The organism is Streptomyces sp. NPDC088097 (genome assembly GCF_044741845.1).
Classification (GTDB): domain Bacteria; phylum Actinomycetota; class Actinomycetes; order Streptomycetales; family Streptomycetaceae; genus Streptomyces.
This window is the reverse complement of sequence record NZ_JBIUTJ010000014.1, coordinates 153,890-170,656: the sequence shown is the minus strand read 5'-3', so window position 1 is coordinate 170,656 and position 16,767 is coordinate 153,890. Positions and strand designations below refer to the sequence as shown.

Genomic DNA, 16,767 nt, shown 5'->3' with positions numbered 1-16,767 from the left:
CAGATGTGGAAGCCCGGTAACGGGTGGAGCTGACTGGTACTAATAGGCCGAGGGCTTGTCCTCAGTTGCTCGCGTCCACTGTGTTAGTTCTGAAGCAACGAACGGTTGCTGGTTTCTAGAGCTAGAACATAACTACAAAGTGTGCTTGTTCGCTCGAAACCGATTAGGGTTTCGGTGGTCATAGCGTTAGGGAAACGCCCGGTTACATTCCGAACCCGGAAGCTAAGCCTTTCAGCGCCGATGGTACTGCAGGGGGGACCCTGTGGGAGAGTAGGACGCCGCCGAACAATTTTTCAAAGGACCCCTGGTCCAGCGTTCAACGCTGGATCAGGGGTCTTTTTTGTTTTACCCCTCTTTACGCCGAAGCGCGGCCATGGGTTGGTTGCGCAAGAATGACTAGCGGTACCCCGAAGACAGGAGTCACACCCATGTCCAACTCTCCCGACGATCGTCCGGAGCGCGAGCCTCGGCGCAACGACGGCGGTGACAGGGGCGGCTTCCGTCGTGACGACCGTGGCGGCGACCGTGGCGGCGACCGTGGCGGCTTCCGCCGCGACGACCGTGGTGGCCGTCCGACCGGTGGCGCCGGCGCCACCGGCGGCGGTTTCCGTCGTGACGACCGCGGTGGGCGTCCCACCGGTGGTGGCGACCGCCCCAGCGGTGGTGGCTTCCGCGGCGGTCGTGACGACCGTGGTGGCGACCGTCCCTCGTACCCCCGCCGTGACGACGACCGTGGCGGCCGTCCCACTGGTGGCGGTGGCGCCGGTGGCGGCGGTTTCCGTCGTGACGACCGCGGTGGGCGTCCCACCGGCGGTGGCGACCGTCCGTCCTTCCCGCGTCGTGACGACCGTGGTGGCGACCGTCCCTCGTACCCCCGTCGTGATGACCAGGGTGGTGGCGACCGCGGTGGGTTCCGCGGTGGGCGTGACGACCGTGGTGGGGACCGTCCCTCGTACCCCCGCCGTGACGACCGTGGTGGCGACCGTCCCACCGGCGGCGGTTTCCGCGGTGGCGACCGTCCGTCCTTCCCGCGTCGTGACGACCGTGGTGGGGACCGTCCGTCCTACCCCCGTCGTGACGACCAGGGTGGTGGCGACCGCGGTGGCTTCCGCGGCGGTCGTGACGACCGTGGTGGCGACCGTCCCTCGTACCCCCGCCGTGACGACCGTGGTGGCGACCGTCCCACCGGTGGCGGCGGTAGCTTCCGTCGTGACGACCGTGGTGGTCGTCCGACCGGCGGCGGCGACCGTCCGTCCTTCCCGCGTCGTGACGACCGTGGTGGGGACCGTCCGTCCTACCCCCGTCGTGACGACCGTGGTGGCGACCGTCCCACCGGCGGCGGTTTCCGCGGTGGCGACCGTCCGTCCTTCCCGCGTCGTGACGACCGTGGTGGGGACCGTCCGTCCTACCCCCGTCGTGACGACCAGGGTGGTGGCGACCGCGGTGGCTTCCGCGGCGGTCGTGACGACCGCGGTGGCGACCGTCCGTCCTTCCCGCGTCGTGACGACCGTGGTGGCGACCGTCCCTCGTACCCCCGTCGTGACGACCAGGGTGGTGGCGACCGCGGTGGCTTCCGCGGCGGTCGCGATGACCGTGGTGGCGACCGTCCCTCGTACCCCCGTCGTGACGACGACCGTGGCGGCCGTCCCACCGGTGGCGGTGGCGGCGGTTTCCGTCGTGACGACCGTGGTGGGCGTCCCACCGGTGGTGGCGACCGTCCCTCCTTCCCCCGTCGTGACGACCAGGGTGGTGGCGACCGCGGTGGCTTCCGTGGCGGTCGTGACGACCGCGGTGGCGACCGTCCCTCGTACCCGCGCCGTGACGACCGTGGTGGGGACCGTCCGTCCTTCCCGCGTCGTGACGAGCAGGGTGGCGACCGTCCCAGCGGTGGTGGCTTCCGTGGCGGTCGTGACGACCGTGGCGGCGACCGCCCCTCGTACCCCCGTCGTGACGACCAGGGCGGCGACCGTGGTGGGTTCCGTGGCGGCCGTGATGATCGCGGTGGCGACCGCGGTGGCTACCGTGGCGGCCGCGATGACCGTGGCGGCGACCGCGACTACCGCGCGGACCGCGACCGGGACCCGGTCAAGCGGCTCCCGATCGACGACGACATCACCGGGCACGAGATCGACGCCGATGTGCGTCAGGAGCTCCTGAGCCTGCCGAAGGGTCTGGCCGAGGAGGTCGCGCGCAACCTGGTCATGGTGGCCCGGCTGATCGACGAGGACCCCGAGCAGTCGTACGCGTACGCCCGCATCGCCCTGCGTCTGGCCTCCCGCGTCGCCGCCGTCCGTGAGGCCGCCGGGTTCGCCGCGTACGCCACGCAGAAGTACAGCGAGGCGCTCGCCGAGTTCCGCGCCGCCAAGCGCATGACCGGTTCCGTCGAGCTGTGGCCCGTCATGGCCGACTGCGAGCGCGGCCTCGGCCGTCCGGAGCGGGCGCTGGCCATGGCCGGTGAGCCCGAGGTCCAGAAGCTGGACAAGGCCGCCCAGGTCGAGATGCGTCTGGTCGCCGCCGGTGCCCGCCGGGACATGGGCGAGCTCGACGCCGCCATCGTGACCCTGCAGAGCCCGGAGCTGGCCTCCAGCTCCGTCCAGCCGTGGACCGCGCGCCTGCGGTACGCCTACGCCGACGCCCTCCTGGCCGCCGGTCGCGAGGACGAGGCGCGCGAGTGGTTCGCGAAGACCCTCGAAGCCGACAAGGACGGGGCGACCGACGCCTCCGACCGGCTCGCGGAGATCGACGGGGTCGAGTTCGTCGACGCCGCCGTGACCGGGGACGACGCCGACTTCGACGACGTCCGTGACGAGGACGACGAGGACGAGGACGACGACCAGGACCACGCCGAGGTGGCCGCCGCCGAGCGCGCCACCGACCAGGCGGAGTACTACGACGAGGACGACGACGAGTACGAGCCCGTCGCCGCCGAGGACGACGAGAACGACGTCACCGACGAGATCGTGGTCATCGAGGACGACGAGCGCGACGAGGACGACGAGCGCGACCAGCGCGACGAGCGTGACGAGCGCGACCGCACCTGAGCGGTCTGAGTAGACGAAAGGGCGGTACCCCCTCGGGGGTACCGCCCTTTCGTGCGTTCGGGGCCGGAGCCCGCAGGCCGGCCCGCAGGTCAGTCCGCCAGGCTGCGCAGGACCAGGCCGGTGGCCGGTTTCGGGCCGAAGGACGTCGACTTGCGGGGCATGGTGACGCCCTGGCGGGCCAGGTCCCGGACGACCTCCTCGCGTACGGGGTGCAGCAGGACCGCCGTGCCGCCGTGCCGTTCGGCCAGGGCCACGGTGGCGGGGCCGTCGTGGATGTACGTGATCTGGTCCGGGGCGTCGGGGATGTTCCACAGGGTGTCGAGCAGGGTCGCGTGCAGCACGGTCGCGTCCAGGCGGCGCCAGGCCTCCGGGCGGTCGTGGCGGACGGTGCGCTCGATGAGGGCCGGGTCCGGATCGGTGACCAGGTGGAAGGTGCCGTCGCCGGTGAGGAGGAAGGCGTTGCCCCGTTCCGAGGCGTCCCCGAGGGCCTCCAGGGCCAGCGGCAGCGGGCCGGTGACCGGGCGGACGCGGAAGGAGCCTTCGAGGGCGGCCAGCGCGTCGGCGAGGGGCAGGCGGCGCAGCATCCGGTGGATGGCGCGGACCTGGAGGGGGTAGCGGGCGGTGTCGACGAGGAGGACCAGGCCGAAGTCCCACGGGGTGGGGGAGCCGTGCTCCTCCTGAAGGCGCAGATACGTCGCCCAGCGGTGGTGGCCGTCGGCGATGAGGGCCTGCTGCTCGCCGAGGTCGGCGCTGACGGTGGCCAAATCGGCCGGATCGGTGACGGCCCAGAGGCTGTGGCGGAAACCGTCCTCGGTCACCGTCGACAGCAGGGGCGGCCGGGCCGCGGTGGCCTCGACGACGGCCGCGGCCCCGTTGCCCGGCCCGTCGCCCCGGTAGGTGAGGAGGAGCGGTTCGAGGTTCGCCGAGGTGGCGCGCATCAGCCCCGCCCGGTCGGTGACCACGTCCGGCATGACGTCCTCGTGGGGCAGGACGATGCCCGCCTCGGCCGTGGAGAGGGCGAGGGCGCCGATGATGCCGCGCTGGACGAGGCCGGGCCTGCGCTGCTCGTAGACGTAGAGCGCGGGCTCGGGGTCGGCGCTCAGGATGCCCTCGGCCAGCCAGTCCCGCAGGGTGCGGGCCGCCTGCTCGTTGCGGGCGGAGGGGGTCTGGGCCTGCGGGAGGATCAGCCGGACGATGTTGTGCGGGTCGGCGGATTCGAGGTAGTCGACTCCGTCGGGGCGCACGACCACGTCGTACGGGGGCGAGGTGACGGCCGCCAGACTGCCGACGCGTTCCGGGACGTAGCGCAGTCCGTGGAAGGGGATCAGGCGCAGCCCGTGCTCCGCGTTGCCAGGTGTGGTCATTGCTGCATGGTAAGACCCGTCTCGGCATGCGGGATGAGCGGGGGAGTCACGGGGCAGGGCAGAATCGGACAAGATCGATGACGGAGCGGACACGTCGGCGGAGCGTCGACGCGGCGTCGGTACGGAAGAGGAGTGTGCGGATGAACCGGCAGACCAGGACGAGCCCGGCGGGCAGCGAGCGGAGCCTGCACCAGGCCTACGACACGGCCCTGCTGGATCTGGACGGGGTGGTGTACGCGGGCGGGGTGGCCATCGCGCACGCCGTGGACTCCCTGGCCGAGGCCCGGGAGTCGGGCATGCACCTCGCGTACGTGACGAACAACGCCCTGCGCACGCCCGACGCGGTCGCGGAACACCTGGGCGAGCTGGGGATCCCCACGGAGGCGGACGAGGTGATCACTTCGGCGCAGGCGGTGGCCCGGCTGATCGCCGAGCAGGTGGCGTCCGGGTCGAAGGTGCTGGTGATCGGCGGGGAGGGGCTGCGGGTCGCGCTGCGCGAGCGCGGGCTGGTGCCGGTGGACTCCGCCGACGAGGAGGGGCTGGCCGCCGTGGTCCAGGGCTACGGCGGGCCCGACCTGCCGTGGTCGCGGTTCGCGGAGGCCTCGTACGCGATCAACCGCGGGGTGCCGTGGTACGCGTCGAACACCGACCTGACGATTCCGGGGGCGCGCGGGATCGGGCCGGGCAACGGGGCCGCCGTGGAGGTCGTACGGATCGCGACGGGCGCCGAGCCGCAGGTGGCGGGCAAGCCGCTGCCCCCGATGCACCGGGAGACGGTGCTGCGGACCGGGGCGAAGCGACCGTTGGTGGTCGGGGACCGGCTGGACACCGACATCGAGGGGGCGTTCAACGGGGACGTGGACTCGCTGCTGGTGCTGACCGGGGTGACGGACGCGGCGACGTTGCTGCGGGCCGAGCCGAAGTACCGGCCGACCTACGTGGACCGCGACCTGCGCGGGCTGCTGACCGGGCAGCCCGAGGTGGAGCCGGCCGGGGAGGGCTTCCGCTGCGGGGGCTGGACGGCGGTCGCCGGCGCCGACGCCCTCGAACTGCGCGGCGAGGGCGAGCCGCTGGACGGGTTGCGGGCGCTGTGCGCGGCGGCGTGGACCCGCGGGGGCGAGGGTTCCTGCGCGCTGGACGCGGGGAAGGCCCTGGCGTTGCTGGGGCTGTAGCGCGCGGAGGGCGTGGGGCGGGGCGGTCGGGGGCGCGGAGCGGCGGTGGCGGTGGGCCGCACGGTGCGTGAGCTGCGGTGTTCGGGTGACCGGGCACCTACGAGGGTAGGCTAACCTAACTTGCGTGTTGGTCGAGAGCCCGAGTCCCCCCGAACAGAGAGCGGCGCCCGCCGCCGCCCCCCGCGCCCGCCACGGCGCCCGCGCCGCCGGTCTGTTGATCGCCCTGGCGGTACTGGCCCTGGTGGCGGTGGCGAGCATCGCCGTCGGAGCCAAGGCGATGCCCCTGGACCACGTGTGGCACGGCCTGTTCCACTACTCCGGCACCCCGGACGACGTCGTCGTACGGGACCTCCGGGTCCCGCGCACCGTCCTCGGGGTGCTGGTCGGGCTCGGCCTCGGGCTGTCCGGGGCCGTGATGCAGGCCCTGACCCGCAACCCGCTCGCCGAGCCCGGCATCCTCGGGGTCAACGCGGGCGCCGCGGCCGCCGTGGTCTCCGCCATCAGCTTCTTCGGGGCCACCTCCCTGAGCGAGTTCGTGTGGTGGGCCTTCCTCGGCGCCGCCGTCGTCTCCGTCCTCGTCTACGTGCTCGGCGGCAGCCGCAGCGCCACCCCGGTCCGCCTGGCCCTCGCGGGTACGGCGGCCAGTGCGGCCCTGGTCGGCTACATCAACGCCGTGCAGCTGATGGACAGCAAGGCGCTGGACAAGCTGCGCTTCTGGACGGTGGGCTCGCTCTCCTCCGCCACCATTGACACGGTCCGCCAGGTGGCGCCCTTCCTGCTGGTCGGCGCCGTCCTCGCGCTGGCGCTGGGCCGGCCGCTCAACGCGATGGCCATGGGCGACGACTCCGCGCGGTCCCTGGGCGCGAACCTGACGCGGACCCGGGTCGCAGCGATGGTGGCCATCACCCTGCTGTGCGGGGCGGCGACCGCCGCGTGCGGGCCGATCGTCTTCATCGGGCTGATGATCCCGCACCTGGTGCGCGTCATCACCGGGCCCGACATGCGCTGGGTGCTCGTGTACTCGGCCGTCCTGGCGCCCGTGCTGCTGCTCGGCGCCGACGTGGTCGGGCGGGTCGTCACCCGCCCCGCCGAACTCCAGGTCGGGATCGTCACCGCGCTCGTCGGCGGGCCCGTCTTCATCCACCTCGTCCGCCGCAAGAGGATGGCCCAGCTGTGACCGCGACCCCCGCCGCCCCGGCGAAGACCGGACCGCGCGCGCTGCGCGGACCCGGGCGGACATCGCTGCGCGTCGAAGGACGCGCCCTGGTCGCCGGACTGCTGCTGGCCGTCGCCGCGGTGGCGCTGTCCGTGGTGCTGATCGGCACCGGCGACTTCGACATCGCGCCCTGGGACGTCGTGAAGACCCTGCTCGGCAGCGGCAGCCCCGCCGACGACTTCATCGTCAACGACCTGCGCCTGCCGCGCGTCCTGGTCGCACTGCTGGTCGGCGCGGCCCTCGGGATGGCGGGAGCGGTCTTCCAGTCCGTCACGCGCAACCCCCTCGGCTCCCCGGACCTGCTCGGTTTCGGATACGGCTCGGCGGTGGGCGCGCTCGTCGTGATCATCCTGTTCAAGGGCGACGCGAACGCCGTCGCCGTCGGCGCGGTGATCGGCGGTCTGCTCGCCGGCGTCCTGGTCTACCTCCTCGCCTACAAGCAGGGCATCAACGGCTACCGGCTCGTGCTGGTCGGCATCGGCGCCTCCGCCGTGCTCGTCGCCCTGATCCAGTACCTGATCTCCAAGGCGCAGCTCGTCGAGGCGACCCGGGCGATGGTGTGGCTGACCGGTTCGCTGGCCGGCCGGGACTGGGCGCAGGTGTGGCCGCTGTTGGCGACCTGCGCGGTGCTGTTCCCGCTGGTCCTCAGCCGGAGCCGGGCCCTGCGGATGATCGAGATGGGCGACGACGCCGCGTACGCCCTGGGCGTGCCGGTGGAGCGGACCCGGATGCTGCTGATGCTGGCGGCGGTGCTGCTGACCACGGCGGCGGCGGCCGCGGCCGGACCGATCAGCTTCGTGGCGCTGGCCGCGCCCCAACTGGCCCGGCGGCTGTCCCGCTCACCCGGCTCGAACCTGCTGACCGGCGCCCTGATGGGAGCGGTCCTGCTGCTCGCGTCCGACCTGGCCTCGCAGCGGGCCTTCGGCGCGGACCAGCTCCCGGTCGGAGTCGTCACCGGTCTCGTCGGCGGCGTCTATCTGCTGTGGCTGCTCGTCATGGAGCGCAGGGCGGGACGGATATGAGCGCGCGGGACCCGGCGCGGAACGACCACGGCAACGACCACGACCACGACGGCACGATCGACGGACACGCAGACATGAGGAGCACCCGGTGCAGCGGCTGAGCGCGGAGAACGTCACCCTCGGCTACGACGGGCGGGTCATCGCCGAAAACCTGTCGGTGGAGATACCCGACCATTCCTTCACGGTGATCGTCGGCCCCAACGCCTGCGGCAAGTCGACGCTCCTGCGGGCCCTGTCGCGGATGCTGAAGCCCTCCGTCGGGCGGGTGCTGCTGGACGGTCAGGCCATTTCCTCGATGCCGGCCAAGAAGGTGGCGCGGACCCTCGGGCTGCTCCCGCAGTCCTCGATCGCGCCGGACGGGATCACCGTCGCCGACCTGGTTTCCCGGGGCCGCTACCCGCACCAGGGGCTGCTGCGCCAGTGGTCGCCGCAGGACGAGCGGATCGTCGCCGAGTCGATGGCCTCCACCGGGATCGCCGAACTCGCCGACCGGGCCGTGGACGAGCTGTCCGGCGGGCAGCGCCAGCGGGTGTGGATCGCGATGGCGCTGGCCCAGCAGACCCCCCTGCTGCTGCTCGACGAGCCGACGACCTACCTGGACATCCAGCACCAGCTGGACGTGCTGGACCTGTGCGCGGAGCTGCACGAGACCCAGGGCCGGACCCTGGTGGCGGTGCTGCACGACCTCAACCACGCGGCGCGCTACGCCACCCACCTGATCGCCCTGCGCGACGGCGTGGTCGTGGCGCAGGGGCCGCCGTCCGAGGTGGTCACCGCCGAGCTGGTGCAAGAGGTGTTCGGAGTGCGGTGCCGGATCATCGACGACCCGGAGACCGGGACACCGCTGGTGGTCCCGGCCGGGCGCGAGGCCCGTACGAAGGTCGTGGCCCGAGCGGCGGCCGGCCCGGGGGCGTGGCCTAGAGCAGGCTCTTGAGCCGTAGGAGGTCGCGGAAGCCCGCCTCCAGGCGGACCCGGCCGGAGGTCCAGGCCCTGGCGAACTTCAGCTCGCCGCCGACGAGGGCGAGCAGGTCGTCGCCGGTCATCGCGAGGCGGATCTCGGCCTTCGCGCCGGGCGGGCCGGGCGTCACCGCGTCCACCCGGATCCGGCCGTTCGCGAGGCGGCCGGCGAAGGTCTGGTCGAGGTCGGTGATGTGGCAACTGAGGGACCGGTCGAAGGCGGTCGCCCCGCGGACGTCGCCCTCGGCCCGCGCCAGATTGTCGGAGAGTCGGTCGAGTGCCGCTGCGCACTCCTGGATCGTAGCCATGGTGATCACGACCGTACCGCAGAGCCGTGGGTGGTCGCGGACCCGCTTCGCGGTAGCGTCGGGGCATGAGCGACGCAGCGTCCGGGAGCACCTCGGACCTTCCCGAGGACCCGGCCACGGGGCCCGAGGCGCGGCCGGCGGCGGACTCCGGGGCCGGGGCCGAGCCCGCGCCACTGGGCCTCGTGCGGACCCCCACGGGCCACGCCGGGGTCGACGCGCACCTGGAGCGGTTGGCCGACGCCGACCACCTGGCGGCGGACGGGCACGTCGAGGTGTACGAGGATGTGCACAGGGGACTGCGCGAGGCGCTGACGGCGCTGGACGCACCGATCGTCCCCGGACCTTACGAAAACAGGAGCTGAACCGAACGTGGCAGGAGTGGCACGCCGCCGCCTGGACGCCGAACTGGTACGCCGCAGCATGGCCCGCTCGCGTGAGCACGCGGCGCAGCTGATCGCCGCCGGCCGGGTCACCGTGGGCGGTACCACCGCCACCAAGGCGGCCACCCAGGTCGAGACGAGCGCGGCCCTGGTCGTCCGTGCGGACGACGGCGACCCGGACTACGTGTCCCGGGGAGGTCACAAGCTGGCCGGGGCGCTCGCCGCCTTCGGCCCGCTGGGGCTGGTCGTCGAGGGCCGTCGGGCCCTGGACGCGGGGGCCTCGACCGGGGGGTTCACGGACGTCCTGCTGCGCGCGGGCGTGGCCCACGTCATGGCCGTGGACGTCGGCTACGGGCAGCTCGCCTGGTCGCTGCAGAGCGACGACCGGGTCACCGTCAAGGACCGCACCAACGTGCGGGAGCTGACCGTCGAGCTGATCGACGGGGTCCCGGTCGACCTGGTCGTCGGCGACCTGTCCTTCATCTCCATCGGGCTGGTGCTGCCCGCGCTGGTGCGCTGCACGGCGCCCGGCGCGGACCTGGTGCTGATGGTGAAGCCGCAGTTCGAGGTGGGCAAGGACCGCCTCGGCAGCGGTGGAGTGGTGCGCAGTGCCGAGCTGCGCGCCGGAGCCGTACGGGAGGTCGCGGCGCAGGCCTGGAAGCTGGGGCTGGGCGTGGTCGGCGTGACCGCCAGTCCGCTGCCCGGGCCCTCGGGCAACGTCGAGTACTTTCTGTGGATGCGGGCGGGGGCACCTGCGCTCGACCCGGGGGATGTCGACCGTGCAGTGGCGGAGGGGCCGCAATGACAGATTCGTCGGATTCGGAATCAGGGTCGGCGTCGGCGGGGGGGCCGGGGGAGGCCGCGGGGCCGCGCACCGTGTTCCTGCTCGCGCACACCGGACGTCCCGCCGCCATCCGCAGCGCCGAGCTGGTGGTGTTGGGGCTGCTGCGCTCGGGGCTCGGGGTGCGGGTGGTGGAGCACGAGGCGGTGGACCTGCCGCTGCCGCCCGAGGTGGAGCTGGTCGCCGAGTGCACCCCGAAGGTGCTCGAAGGCTGTGAGCTGCTGATCGTGCTGGGCGGCGACGGGACCCTGCTGCGCGGGGCGGAGTTCGCGCGCGGTTCCGGGGTGCCGATGCTGGGCGTGAACCTGGGCCGGGTCGGCTTCCTCGCCGAGGCCGAGCGGGACGACCTGGACAAGGTCGTGGACCGGGTGGTGCGCAAGGCGTACGAGGTCGAGGAGCGGATGACCCTCGACGTCCTCGTGCGCACCAACGGGGACGTGCTCCACCGGGACTGGGCGCTCAACGAGGCCGCCATCCAGAAGGTGTCCCCGGAGCGGATGCTGGAGGTGGTCCTGGAGATCGACGGGCGCCCGGTGACCGGCTTCGGCTGTGACGGGATCGTCTGCGCGACGCCGACCGGCTCGACGGCGTACGCCTTCTCGGCGGGCGGGCCGGTGGTGTGGCCGGAGGTGGAGGCGCTGCTGATGGTGCCGATCAGCGCGCACGCGCTGTTCGCGAAGCCGCTGGTGACCTCGCCCGACTCGGTGCTGGCGGTGGAGGTGCAGCCCGGGACCCCGCACGGGGTGCTGTGGTGCGACGGCCGCCGGACGATGGAATTGCCGGCCGGCGCGCGGGTCGAGGTCCGTCGCGGTTCGGTGCCGGTACGGCTGGCCCGACTGCACCACGCGTCCTTCACGGACCGGCTCGTCGCCAAGTTCGCGCTGCCGGTGTCGGGTTGGCGCGGGGCGCCCCACGAGACCACTTAATAGCACATGCGTTCGGAGAACTTCGGGAGGGTGACGTCACATGGCACCCGGGAAACCTCGGTATCGTCGTCCCGTGCTTGAGGAGATGCGGATACGGTCGCTCGGGGTCATCGACGACGCGGTGGTCGAGCTGTCGCCCGGTTTCACCGCGGTGACCGGCGAGACCGGCGCGGGCAAGACGATGGTCGTCACCAGCCTCGGGCTGCTGCTCGGCGGCCGCGCCGATCCCGCCCTGGTGCGGATCGGGGCCAAGGCGGCGGTGGTCGAGGGCCGCATCGTCATGCGCCCGGACGCCCCAGCGGCCCTGCGCGCCGAGGAGGCCGGGGCCGAGTTCGACGACGGCGTCCTCCTGATCAGCCGGACGGTGTCCGCCGAGGGACGTTCGCGCGCCCACGTCGGCGGCCGGTCCGTGCCCGTCGGGCTCCTCGCCGAACTCGGCGAGGACCTCGTCGCCGTCCACGGACAGACCGACCAGCAGGGGCTGCTGCGGCCGTCCCGTCAGCGCCAGGCGCTCGACCGGTACGCGGGCGACGGCGTCGCCGTCCCCCTGGAGAAGTACGCGGGCGCCTACCGGCGCCTGCGCGCCGTCGCCGTCGAGCTGGACACCCTCACCACCCGGGCCCGCGAGCGGGCCCAGGAGGCCGACCTCCTGCGCTTCGGGCTGGACGAGATCGCGTCCGTGGAACCGCTGCCGGGCGAGGACGTCGAGCTGGCGGCCGAGGCCGAGCGGCTCGGACACGCCGAATCCCTCTCCTCCGCCGCGCAGAGCGCGCACGCGGCCCTCGCCGGGAACGTGGAGGACCCCGAGGGGGTCGACGCGAACATGCTCGTCGCGGGCGCGCACCGCGCGCTGGAATCCGTACGCGCCCACGACCAGGCGCTCGGTGGGCTCGCCGACCGGATCGGGGAGCTGGGCATCCTGCTCGCCGACGTGGCCGGGGAACTCGCCGGATACGCCGACGACCTCGACGCCGACCCGCTGCGGCTGGCGACGGTGGAGGAACGCCGGGCGTCCCTGACCCAGTTGACGCGCAAGTACGGGGACGCGGGAGGCGGGGTCGACGCCGTCCTGGCCTGGGCGGAGGAGGGCTCGAAGCGCCTCCTGGAACTGGACGGGGACGACGAGCGGATCGCCGAACTCACCGCCGAGCGGGACGCGCTGCGCACCGAACTCTCCCAACTGGCGCAGGCGTTGACCGACGCCCGGGCGGAGGCCGCGCACCGGTTCGCGGCCGACGTCACCGCCGAGCTGGCCTCGCTCGCCATGCCGCACGCACGGGTGACCTTCGACATCCGCCAGACCGAGGCCGCCGACGCCGCCGACGGTGTCGAGGTCGACGGTCGCGCGGTCGCGTACGGGCCCTCCGGCGCGGACGAGGTCGAACTGCTGCTGGCCCCGCACCCGGGCGCCCAGCCCAGGCCGATCGCCAAGGGCGCGTCGGGCGGTGAGCTGTCACGGGTGATGCTGGCCGTCGAGGTGGTGTTCGCCGGGTCCGACCCGGTCCCGACCTACCTCTTCGACGAGGTCGACGCGGGAGTCGGCGGCAAGGCGGCCGTGGAGGTCGGGCGGCGCCTGGCCAAGCTGGCCAAATCGGCCCAGGTGGTCGTCGTCACGCACCTGCCGCAGGTGGCGGCCTTCGCGGACCGGCAGCTGCTGGTGGAGAAGACCGTTGACGGGTCGGTCACCCGTTCGGGCGTGACCGTCCTGGAGGGTGAGGACCGCATCCGCGAGCTGTCGCGGATGCTGGCCGGCCAAGAGGACTCCCAGACCGCCCGTGCGCACGCCGAGGAGCTCCTGGCGGCGGCGCGCGCGGACGCATGAGCCGGTGCGGACGGGGCCCGGGGCGGACGGCCGCCCCGGGCCCCGTCGCGTTCGGAAGGGCGTCGGGCTGACGCGCGGATAGCCCGTGTGGGTGAGCCTGGGGGGCGTACCGCGGTATCCCGCACGGGATCCGCACCCGTATGGTCCCGGAACGCGCGTGCGGAATGGCATCCTGGGCGACGTCTCTGACCCCTCACCCTGGAGCCTCGGCCCGTGAGCAGCTCCCCGGTACACACCCCGGTCCCCGCACAGCCGTACGGGCGCCCCCCGCTGCGTACCGTCCAGGTCCTCGGCGGCGCGGGCGCGGGCAGCAGCGCGCACGTGCGCTCCCTGGCCACCGGGCTCGCCGCCCGGGGCGTCCGCGTGACCGTCTGCGCCCCCGTCGCGGCCGAGGGGGAGTACGACTTCACCGGAGCCGGGGCCCACTTCACGCCCGACGCGGTGAGCGCTCTGCGGGCCGCCTGCGTCGGGGCCGACCTGGTGCACGCGCACGGGGTGCGGGCCGGGATGCGGGCCGCGCTGGCGCTGCGCGGGACCGCGCGGCGGGTGCCGCTGGTGGTGAGCTGGCACGGCATCGGCCCCGAACCGGACGGCCCGCTGGGACGGTTGAGCCGGCTGCTGGAGCGGCGCGTGGCGCGGGCCGCGGCCGTGGTGCTCGGAGCCTCCTCCGACCAGGTCGACCTCGCGAGGCGGCGCGGTGCGCGGGACGCGCGGCTGGCGGCGGTGGCCGCCCCGGCCGCCGCTCCGGCGCCCGGGGCGCCGGAGCCGCCCGAGGCGGCGGACAAGACCCGGGCCGAACTGGGCGCCGTGGGGCGCCCGTTGGTGATCGCGGTCGGCAGTCTGGTGGCCCGGCGCGGGTACTCCGTCCTGTTGGACGCGGCGCGGAGCTGGCGGGACCTGGACCCGCTCCCGCTGCTGGTGATCGCGGGGGAGGGGCCGCTCCGGCCGGAGCTGGCCCGCCGCATCGAGGCGGAGGGCCTCCCCGTACGGCTGCTCGGGCGCCGCCCGGACGCCGACCGGCTGCTCGCCGCGGCGGACGTGGCGGTGCTGCCGAGCCGCTGGGAGGGCCGGTCCCTGCTGGCGCAGGAGGCTCTGCGGGCCGGGGTGGCGCTGGTGGCCACCGAGGTCGGCGGGGTGCCGGAGCTGGTCGGCGACGCGGCGGTGCTGGTGCCCTACGGGGACGCGGGGGCCCTGGCCGGGGCGGTGGCCGGGTTGCTCGGCGATCCGGGGCGGCGGGCGGAACTGGGCGCGGCGGGACGGGCGCAGGCCGCGACGTGGCCCTCGGAGGACGACACGGTGGCGCAGGTCCTGTCGGTGTACGACGAACTGATGGAACGGAGCCGCCCGTAGGCGCTCCGGCCCGACCGGATCCGCGGGGGCCGGCCCGCCCGGCCCGCCCGGCCCTGGGCGGGCCGCTCAGGCCGGCTCGGGAGGCGGCTGCGCGGGCAGCTCGTAGCGCACGCCGGTGAGCCGTTCCGAGAGCACCCACAGCCGGTGGGCCGTGGCGGCGTCCCGGACGGCCCGTTCCCCGCCGCGCGGGACGGGTTCGCCGCGGAGCTGGAACGGCCCGTCGGGCACGACGTAGCTGCCCCCGGGCAGGTGCGGGAGGGTCGCGGCGTACAGCGAGGTCTTGGCGCCCTCCGGCGTGGGGCGGAAGGCGGTGCGCAGGAGCAGGCGCGTGAGGATCCCGTACGCGCGTCCCCGGGTGCTGTTGGCGCCGCCGGTGAGCATCCCGGCCGGCCGGGCCCTGCTGACCACGGTCCTCTCGGACGCCGTGCGCATCCCCCGGCTCGCCGCGCTCAAGCACGCCCTCTTCGACGACCGGTTCCGGCGGGCGGAACCCGTCGTCACCCGCGCCGTCGAGCGCGGGGAACTGCCCGCGGGCACCGACCCGGCCGAGTTCCTCAAGGCCCTCGTCGCACCCGTCTACTTCCGGCTGGTGTTCACCGGCGAGCCGGTCGACGCGTCGACGGCGGAGCGGGCGGTCGACGTCGCGCCGGCCGCCGCGCGCGCCGGTGTGCTGGACGCGCCCTGAGCGCGGGGGCGGGCGCGGGCGGGGCGGAGGGTCGGGAGGGCGGCAGGACCGTCAGGAGGCCGGGGGGCTGGCGTGGCGGCGGGCGCGGAGGGCGAGGCTGAGGGAGAGGACCGTCTCGGGGTCGTCCAGGTCCGCGCCCAGCAGCTCCGAGATGCGGGCCAGGCGGTTGTACAGGGTCTGGCGGTTGAGGTGGAGTTCCCGGGCGGTCTCCGCCTTGCGGCCCGCGTGCGCCAGGTACGTCTCCAGGGTGGGCAGGAGCGGCGGCCGCGAGGTCGTGTCGTGGACGCGCAGGGCCCCGATCGCGCGGTCCACGAACGCCGCCAGGTCGGGGTGCTCCCGCAGCCGCCACAGCAGCAGGTCGATGTCGAGGCGGCGCGCGTCGTACCAGGGTCGGGCCGGCAGGCCGTGCGCGGCCGTGGCCGTCTCGGCGGCGTGACGCAGGCCCGCCGAGGCCGCCGCCCAACTCCCACAGACGCCGACGACCACCGCCGGCGGCGCCCCGGCGCGGTCCAGCCCGGCCCGTTCGACGCCGGCCCGCAGCGCGGCGGCGACGCGGTCGGCGACCGGGGCGCGTTCGGAATCGGCGCGCAGGGAGACCAACAGCGGGACCCGGCCCTCCACCGGGCGCACGCCCAGCAGGACGGGCACCCCGACGGAGGAGAGTTCCTCCAGGACGGCGCGCGCCAGCACCGCCCAGTTCCCGGAGGCCCCGAGGTCGCTGGAGAGCCGCATCACGATCGGCAGCAGCGGGCCCGTCCCGGGCCGGAAGCCGAGGACGCGGGCCTGGGCGGGGGCGTCCTCGGCGGAGATCCGGCCCTCCGCCAGGTCGGTGAGGAAGTCGCCCCGGCCGCGCGCGGCCAGCTCGTCCTCCTGCCGGGCCTGCATCAGGACCACGGCCAGCACCCCGGCCGTGCGCTCGGCGGCCATCCGGTGGACCGGGAGCAGGGGGGCTGAGACGCCCAGCAGGACGACCCGGGCCCGGATCGATCCCGTGCCGTGGCCGCCGCCGGGCACGTCCACCACCACGGCGTTGCCGGCGGGCTCGGCGTCGCGCTGCCCGCGCAGCCCCTCCCACACCTGGAGCGGGTCCGCGGCCGCGTCCCCCGAGACGGGGCCGGCCGCGTACAGCAACTGGCCGTCGGGGGTCTCCAGGAAGACGGGGTTCGCGGTGAAGTCGGCCAGGATGCGTAGCACCTGCGGGATCCCGCCGCCGCCCAACAGGGCCTCCGTACATCGCCGGTGGACCTCCTCGGCCCGCTGGAGCAGCGCGTAGTGCCCGTTGACGATCTCGGTGTGGACCTCTTCGGTGACGGTGACGAAGGGGACCTCCCGGTGCAGCTGCACCAGCGGCAGGCCCGCCGCCTTCGCCGTCTCCACGATCGTCGCGGGCAGCCGGGTGAACCGCGGCCCCAGCTCGACGACCAGCGCGGCGATGCCCCGGTCCGCGAGACGGCGTACGAACGCGCGCTGCTCGGCGGGCCGGGTGCCCAGACCCAGCCCGGTGGTGAGGAGCAGTTCGCCGCCCTTGAGCAGCGAGGCGATGTTCGGGACCTCGCCCGCGTGCACCCACCGGACGGTCCGCCCCAGCCGGTCGGCGCAGGCCACGACCTCGGGGAGGCCACTGCGCAGCCCCGGGAGCTCCAGTGCCCGCTGAACCGTGATCCCGCCCTGGTTGTCCATGAC

The 16,767-nt window shown here is 74.2% G+C and carries 15 protein-coding genes, 1 rRNA gene and 1 pseudogene; 13 read left to right on the top strand and 4 right to left on the bottom strand.

The annotated features are described in order from the left end of the window. The first annotated feature begins 170 nt into the window (after positions 1 to 170). The 3 genes and pseudogenes from rrf to ACIOD1_RS29225 all read left to right on the top strand — a co-directional run bounded on the left by rrf (position 171) and on the right by ACIOD1_RS29225 (position 3,041). Positions 171 to 287 (top strand): 5S ribosomal RNA (gene rrf, locus ACIOD1_RS29235). Between the two features lie 159 nt (positions 288 to 446). Next, a pseudogene (locus ACIOD1_RS29230) lies at positions 447 to 1,571 on the top strand (hypothetical protein); the annotation flags it as partial. Positions 1,572 to 2,138: 567 nt separating this feature from the next. Next, positions 2,139 to 3,041 (top strand): hypothetical protein, encoded by a 903-nt coding sequence (locus ACIOD1_RS29225; protein ID WP_401905640.1) that lies wholly within the window; start codon positions 2,139 to 2,141, stop codon positions 3,039 to 3,041. Positions 3,042 to 3,130: 89 nt separating this feature from the next. Here ACIOD1_RS29225 and ACIOD1_RS29220 read toward each other — a convergent pair whose 3' ends face one another. Then, positions 3,131 to 4,405 carry a DUF1015 family protein gene (locus tag ACIOD1_RS29220; protein WP_401905619.1) on the bottom strand — a complete coding sequence of 425 codons (1,275 nt, stop codon included), beginning with the start codon at positions 4,403 to 4,405 and terminating at the stop codon, positions 3,131 to 3,133. Between the two features lie 140 nt (positions 4,406 to 4,545). Here ACIOD1_RS29220 and ACIOD1_RS29215 point away from each other — a divergent pair, with 140 nt between their 5' ends. The 4 genes from ACIOD1_RS29215 to ACIOD1_RS29200 all read left to right on the top strand — a co-directional run bounded on the left by ACIOD1_RS29215 (position 4,546) and on the right by ACIOD1_RS29200 (position 8,749). Further along, on the top strand, positions 4,546 to 5,577 hold the full coding sequence (locus tag ACIOD1_RS29215) for an HAD-IIA family hydrolase (protein ID WP_365623527.1): 1,032 nt from the start codon (positions 4,546 to 4,548) through the stop codon (positions 5,575 to 5,577). Positions 5,578 to 5,701: 124 nt separating this feature from the next. Next, entirely contained in the window at positions 5,702 to 6,754 is a 1,053-nt protein-coding gene (locus ACIOD1_RS29210; RefSeq protein WP_401905617.1) for a FecCD family ABC transporter permease, read from the top strand. Next, positions 6,751 to 7,815 carry a FecCD family ABC transporter permease gene (locus ACIOD1_RS29205; RefSeq protein ID WP_401905615.1) on the top strand — a complete coding sequence of 355 codons (1,065 nt, stop codon included), beginning with the start codon at positions 6,751 to 6,753 and terminating at the stop codon, positions 7,813 to 7,815. Before ACIOD1_RS29210 ends, ACIOD1_RS29205 begins: the two co-directional genes overlap by 4 nt. 88 nt (positions 7,816 to 7,903) lie before the next feature. Continuing rightward, positions 7,904 to 8,749 (top strand): ABC transporter ATP-binding protein, encoded by an 846-nt coding sequence (locus tag ACIOD1_RS29200; RefSeq protein ID WP_365623521.1) that lies wholly within the window; start codon positions 7,904 to 7,906, stop codon positions 8,747 to 8,749. On the opposite strand, the gene ACIOD1_RS29195 is transcribed toward ACIOD1_RS29200, so the two are convergent. Beyond that, positions 8,733 to 9,080 (bottom strand): SCP2 sterol-binding domain-containing protein, encoded by a 348-nt coding sequence (locus tag ACIOD1_RS29195; RefSeq protein ID WP_365623519.1) that lies wholly within the window; start codon positions 9,078 to 9,080, stop codon positions 8,733 to 8,735. The two genes, ACIOD1_RS29200 and ACIOD1_RS29195, sit on opposite strands and share 17 nt — an antisense overlap. Positions 9,081 to 9,145: 65 nt before the next feature. On the opposite strand from ACIOD1_RS29195, the gene ACIOD1_RS29190 reads away from it, so the two are divergent. The 5 genes from ACIOD1_RS29190 (at position 9,146) to ACIOD1_RS29170 (ending at position 14,399) form a co-directional block, all read left to right on the top strand. Further along, positions 9,146 to 9,442, top strand: a complete 297-nt coding sequence (locus ACIOD1_RS29190; protein WP_365623517.1) for a hypothetical protein — start codon at positions 9,146 to 9,148, stop codon at positions 9,440 to 9,442. Positions 9,443 to 9,449: 7 nt separating this feature from the next. Further along, the gene (locus tag ACIOD1_RS29185) at positions 9,450 to 10,265 is read left to right on the top strand and encodes a TlyA family RNA methyltransferase (protein ID WP_365623515.1); all 816 of its coding nucleotides are present in this window, start codon (positions 9,450 to 9,452) and stop codon (positions 10,263 to 10,265) included. Beyond that, positions 10,262 to 11,227: an NAD kinase gene (locus ACIOD1_RS29180; protein WP_401905611.1), complete on the top strand. Its 966-nt coding sequence runs from the start codon at positions 10,262 to 10,264 to the stop codon at positions 11,225 to 11,227. The genes ACIOD1_RS29185 and ACIOD1_RS29180 overlap by 4 nt, the downstream gene beginning before the upstream one ends. A gap of 85 nt (positions 11,228 to 11,312) precedes the next feature. Then, positions 11,313 to 13,049: a DNA repair protein RecN gene (gene recN, locus ACIOD1_RS29175; protein WP_365623549.1), complete on the top strand. Its 1,737-nt coding sequence runs from the start codon at positions 11,313 to 11,315 to the stop codon at positions 13,047 to 13,049. 213 nt (positions 13,050 to 13,262) lie between these two features. Further along, positions 13,263 to 14,399 (top strand): glycosyltransferase family 4 protein, encoded by a 1,137-nt coding sequence (locus ACIOD1_RS29170; RefSeq protein WP_401905609.1) that lies wholly within the window; start codon positions 13,263 to 13,265, stop codon positions 14,397 to 14,399. Positions 14,400 to 14,465: 66 nt separating this feature from the next. Here ACIOD1_RS29170 and ACIOD1_RS29165 read toward each other — a convergent pair whose 3' ends face one another. Next, positions 14,466 to 14,780: a hypothetical protein gene (locus ACIOD1_RS29165; protein WP_365623509.1), complete on the bottom strand. Its 315-nt coding sequence runs from the start codon at positions 14,778 to 14,780 to the stop codon at positions 14,466 to 14,468. Between ACIOD1_RS29165 and ACIOD1_RS29160 the strand changes: the two genes are divergently transcribed. Beyond that, positions 14,773 to 15,084: a TetR-like C-terminal domain-containing protein gene (locus ACIOD1_RS29160; RefSeq protein WP_401905606.1), complete on the top strand. Its 312-nt coding sequence runs from the start codon at positions 14,773 to 14,775 to the stop codon at positions 15,082 to 15,084. The two genes, ACIOD1_RS29165 and ACIOD1_RS29160, sit on opposite strands and share 8 nt — an antisense overlap. Before the next feature lie 51 nt (positions 15,085 to 15,135). On the opposite strand, the gene ACIOD1_RS29155 is transcribed toward ACIOD1_RS29160, so the two are convergent. Next, entirely contained in the window at positions 15,136 to 16,764 is a 1,629-nt protein-coding gene (locus ACIOD1_RS29155; protein WP_365623505.1) for a PucR family transcriptional regulator, read from the bottom strand. Positions 16,765 to 16,767: the final 3 nt, after the last annotated feature.

Bases quoted from the DNA above. Each gene is read 5' to 3' on its own strand.
- ACIOD1_RS29220 (WP_401905619.1), bottom strand. From the start codon at position 4,405: ATGACCACACCTGGCAACGCGGAGCACGGGCTGCGCCTGATCCCCTTC.
- ACIOD1_RS29215 (WP_365623527.1), top strand. From the start codon at position 4,546: ATGAACCGGCAGACCAGGACGAGCCCGGCGGGCAGCGAGCGGAGCCTG.
- ACIOD1_RS29195 (WP_365623519.1), bottom strand. From the start codon at position 9,080: ATGGCTACGATCCAGGAGTGCGCAGCGGCACTCGACCGACTCTCCGAC.
- ACIOD1_RS29190 (WP_365623517.1), top strand. From the start codon at position 9,146: ATGAGCGACGCAGCGTCCGGGAGCACCTCGGACCTTCCCGAGGACCCG.
- ACIOD1_RS29180 (WP_401905611.1), top strand. From the start codon at position 10,262: ATGACAGATTCGTCGGATTCGGAATCAGGGTCGGCGTCGGCGGGGGGG.
- recN (WP_365623549.1), top strand. From the start codon at position 11,313: ATGCGGATACGGTCGCTCGGGGTCATCGACGACGCGGTGGTCGAGCTG.
- ACIOD1_RS29165 (WP_365623509.1), bottom strand. From the start codon at position 14,780: ATGCTCACCGGCGGCGCCAACAGCACCCGGGGACGCGCGTACGGGATC.
- ACIOD1_RS29155 (WP_365623505.1), bottom strand. From the start codon at position 16,764: ATGGACAACCAGGGCGGGATCACGGTTCAGCGGGCACTGGAGCTCCCG.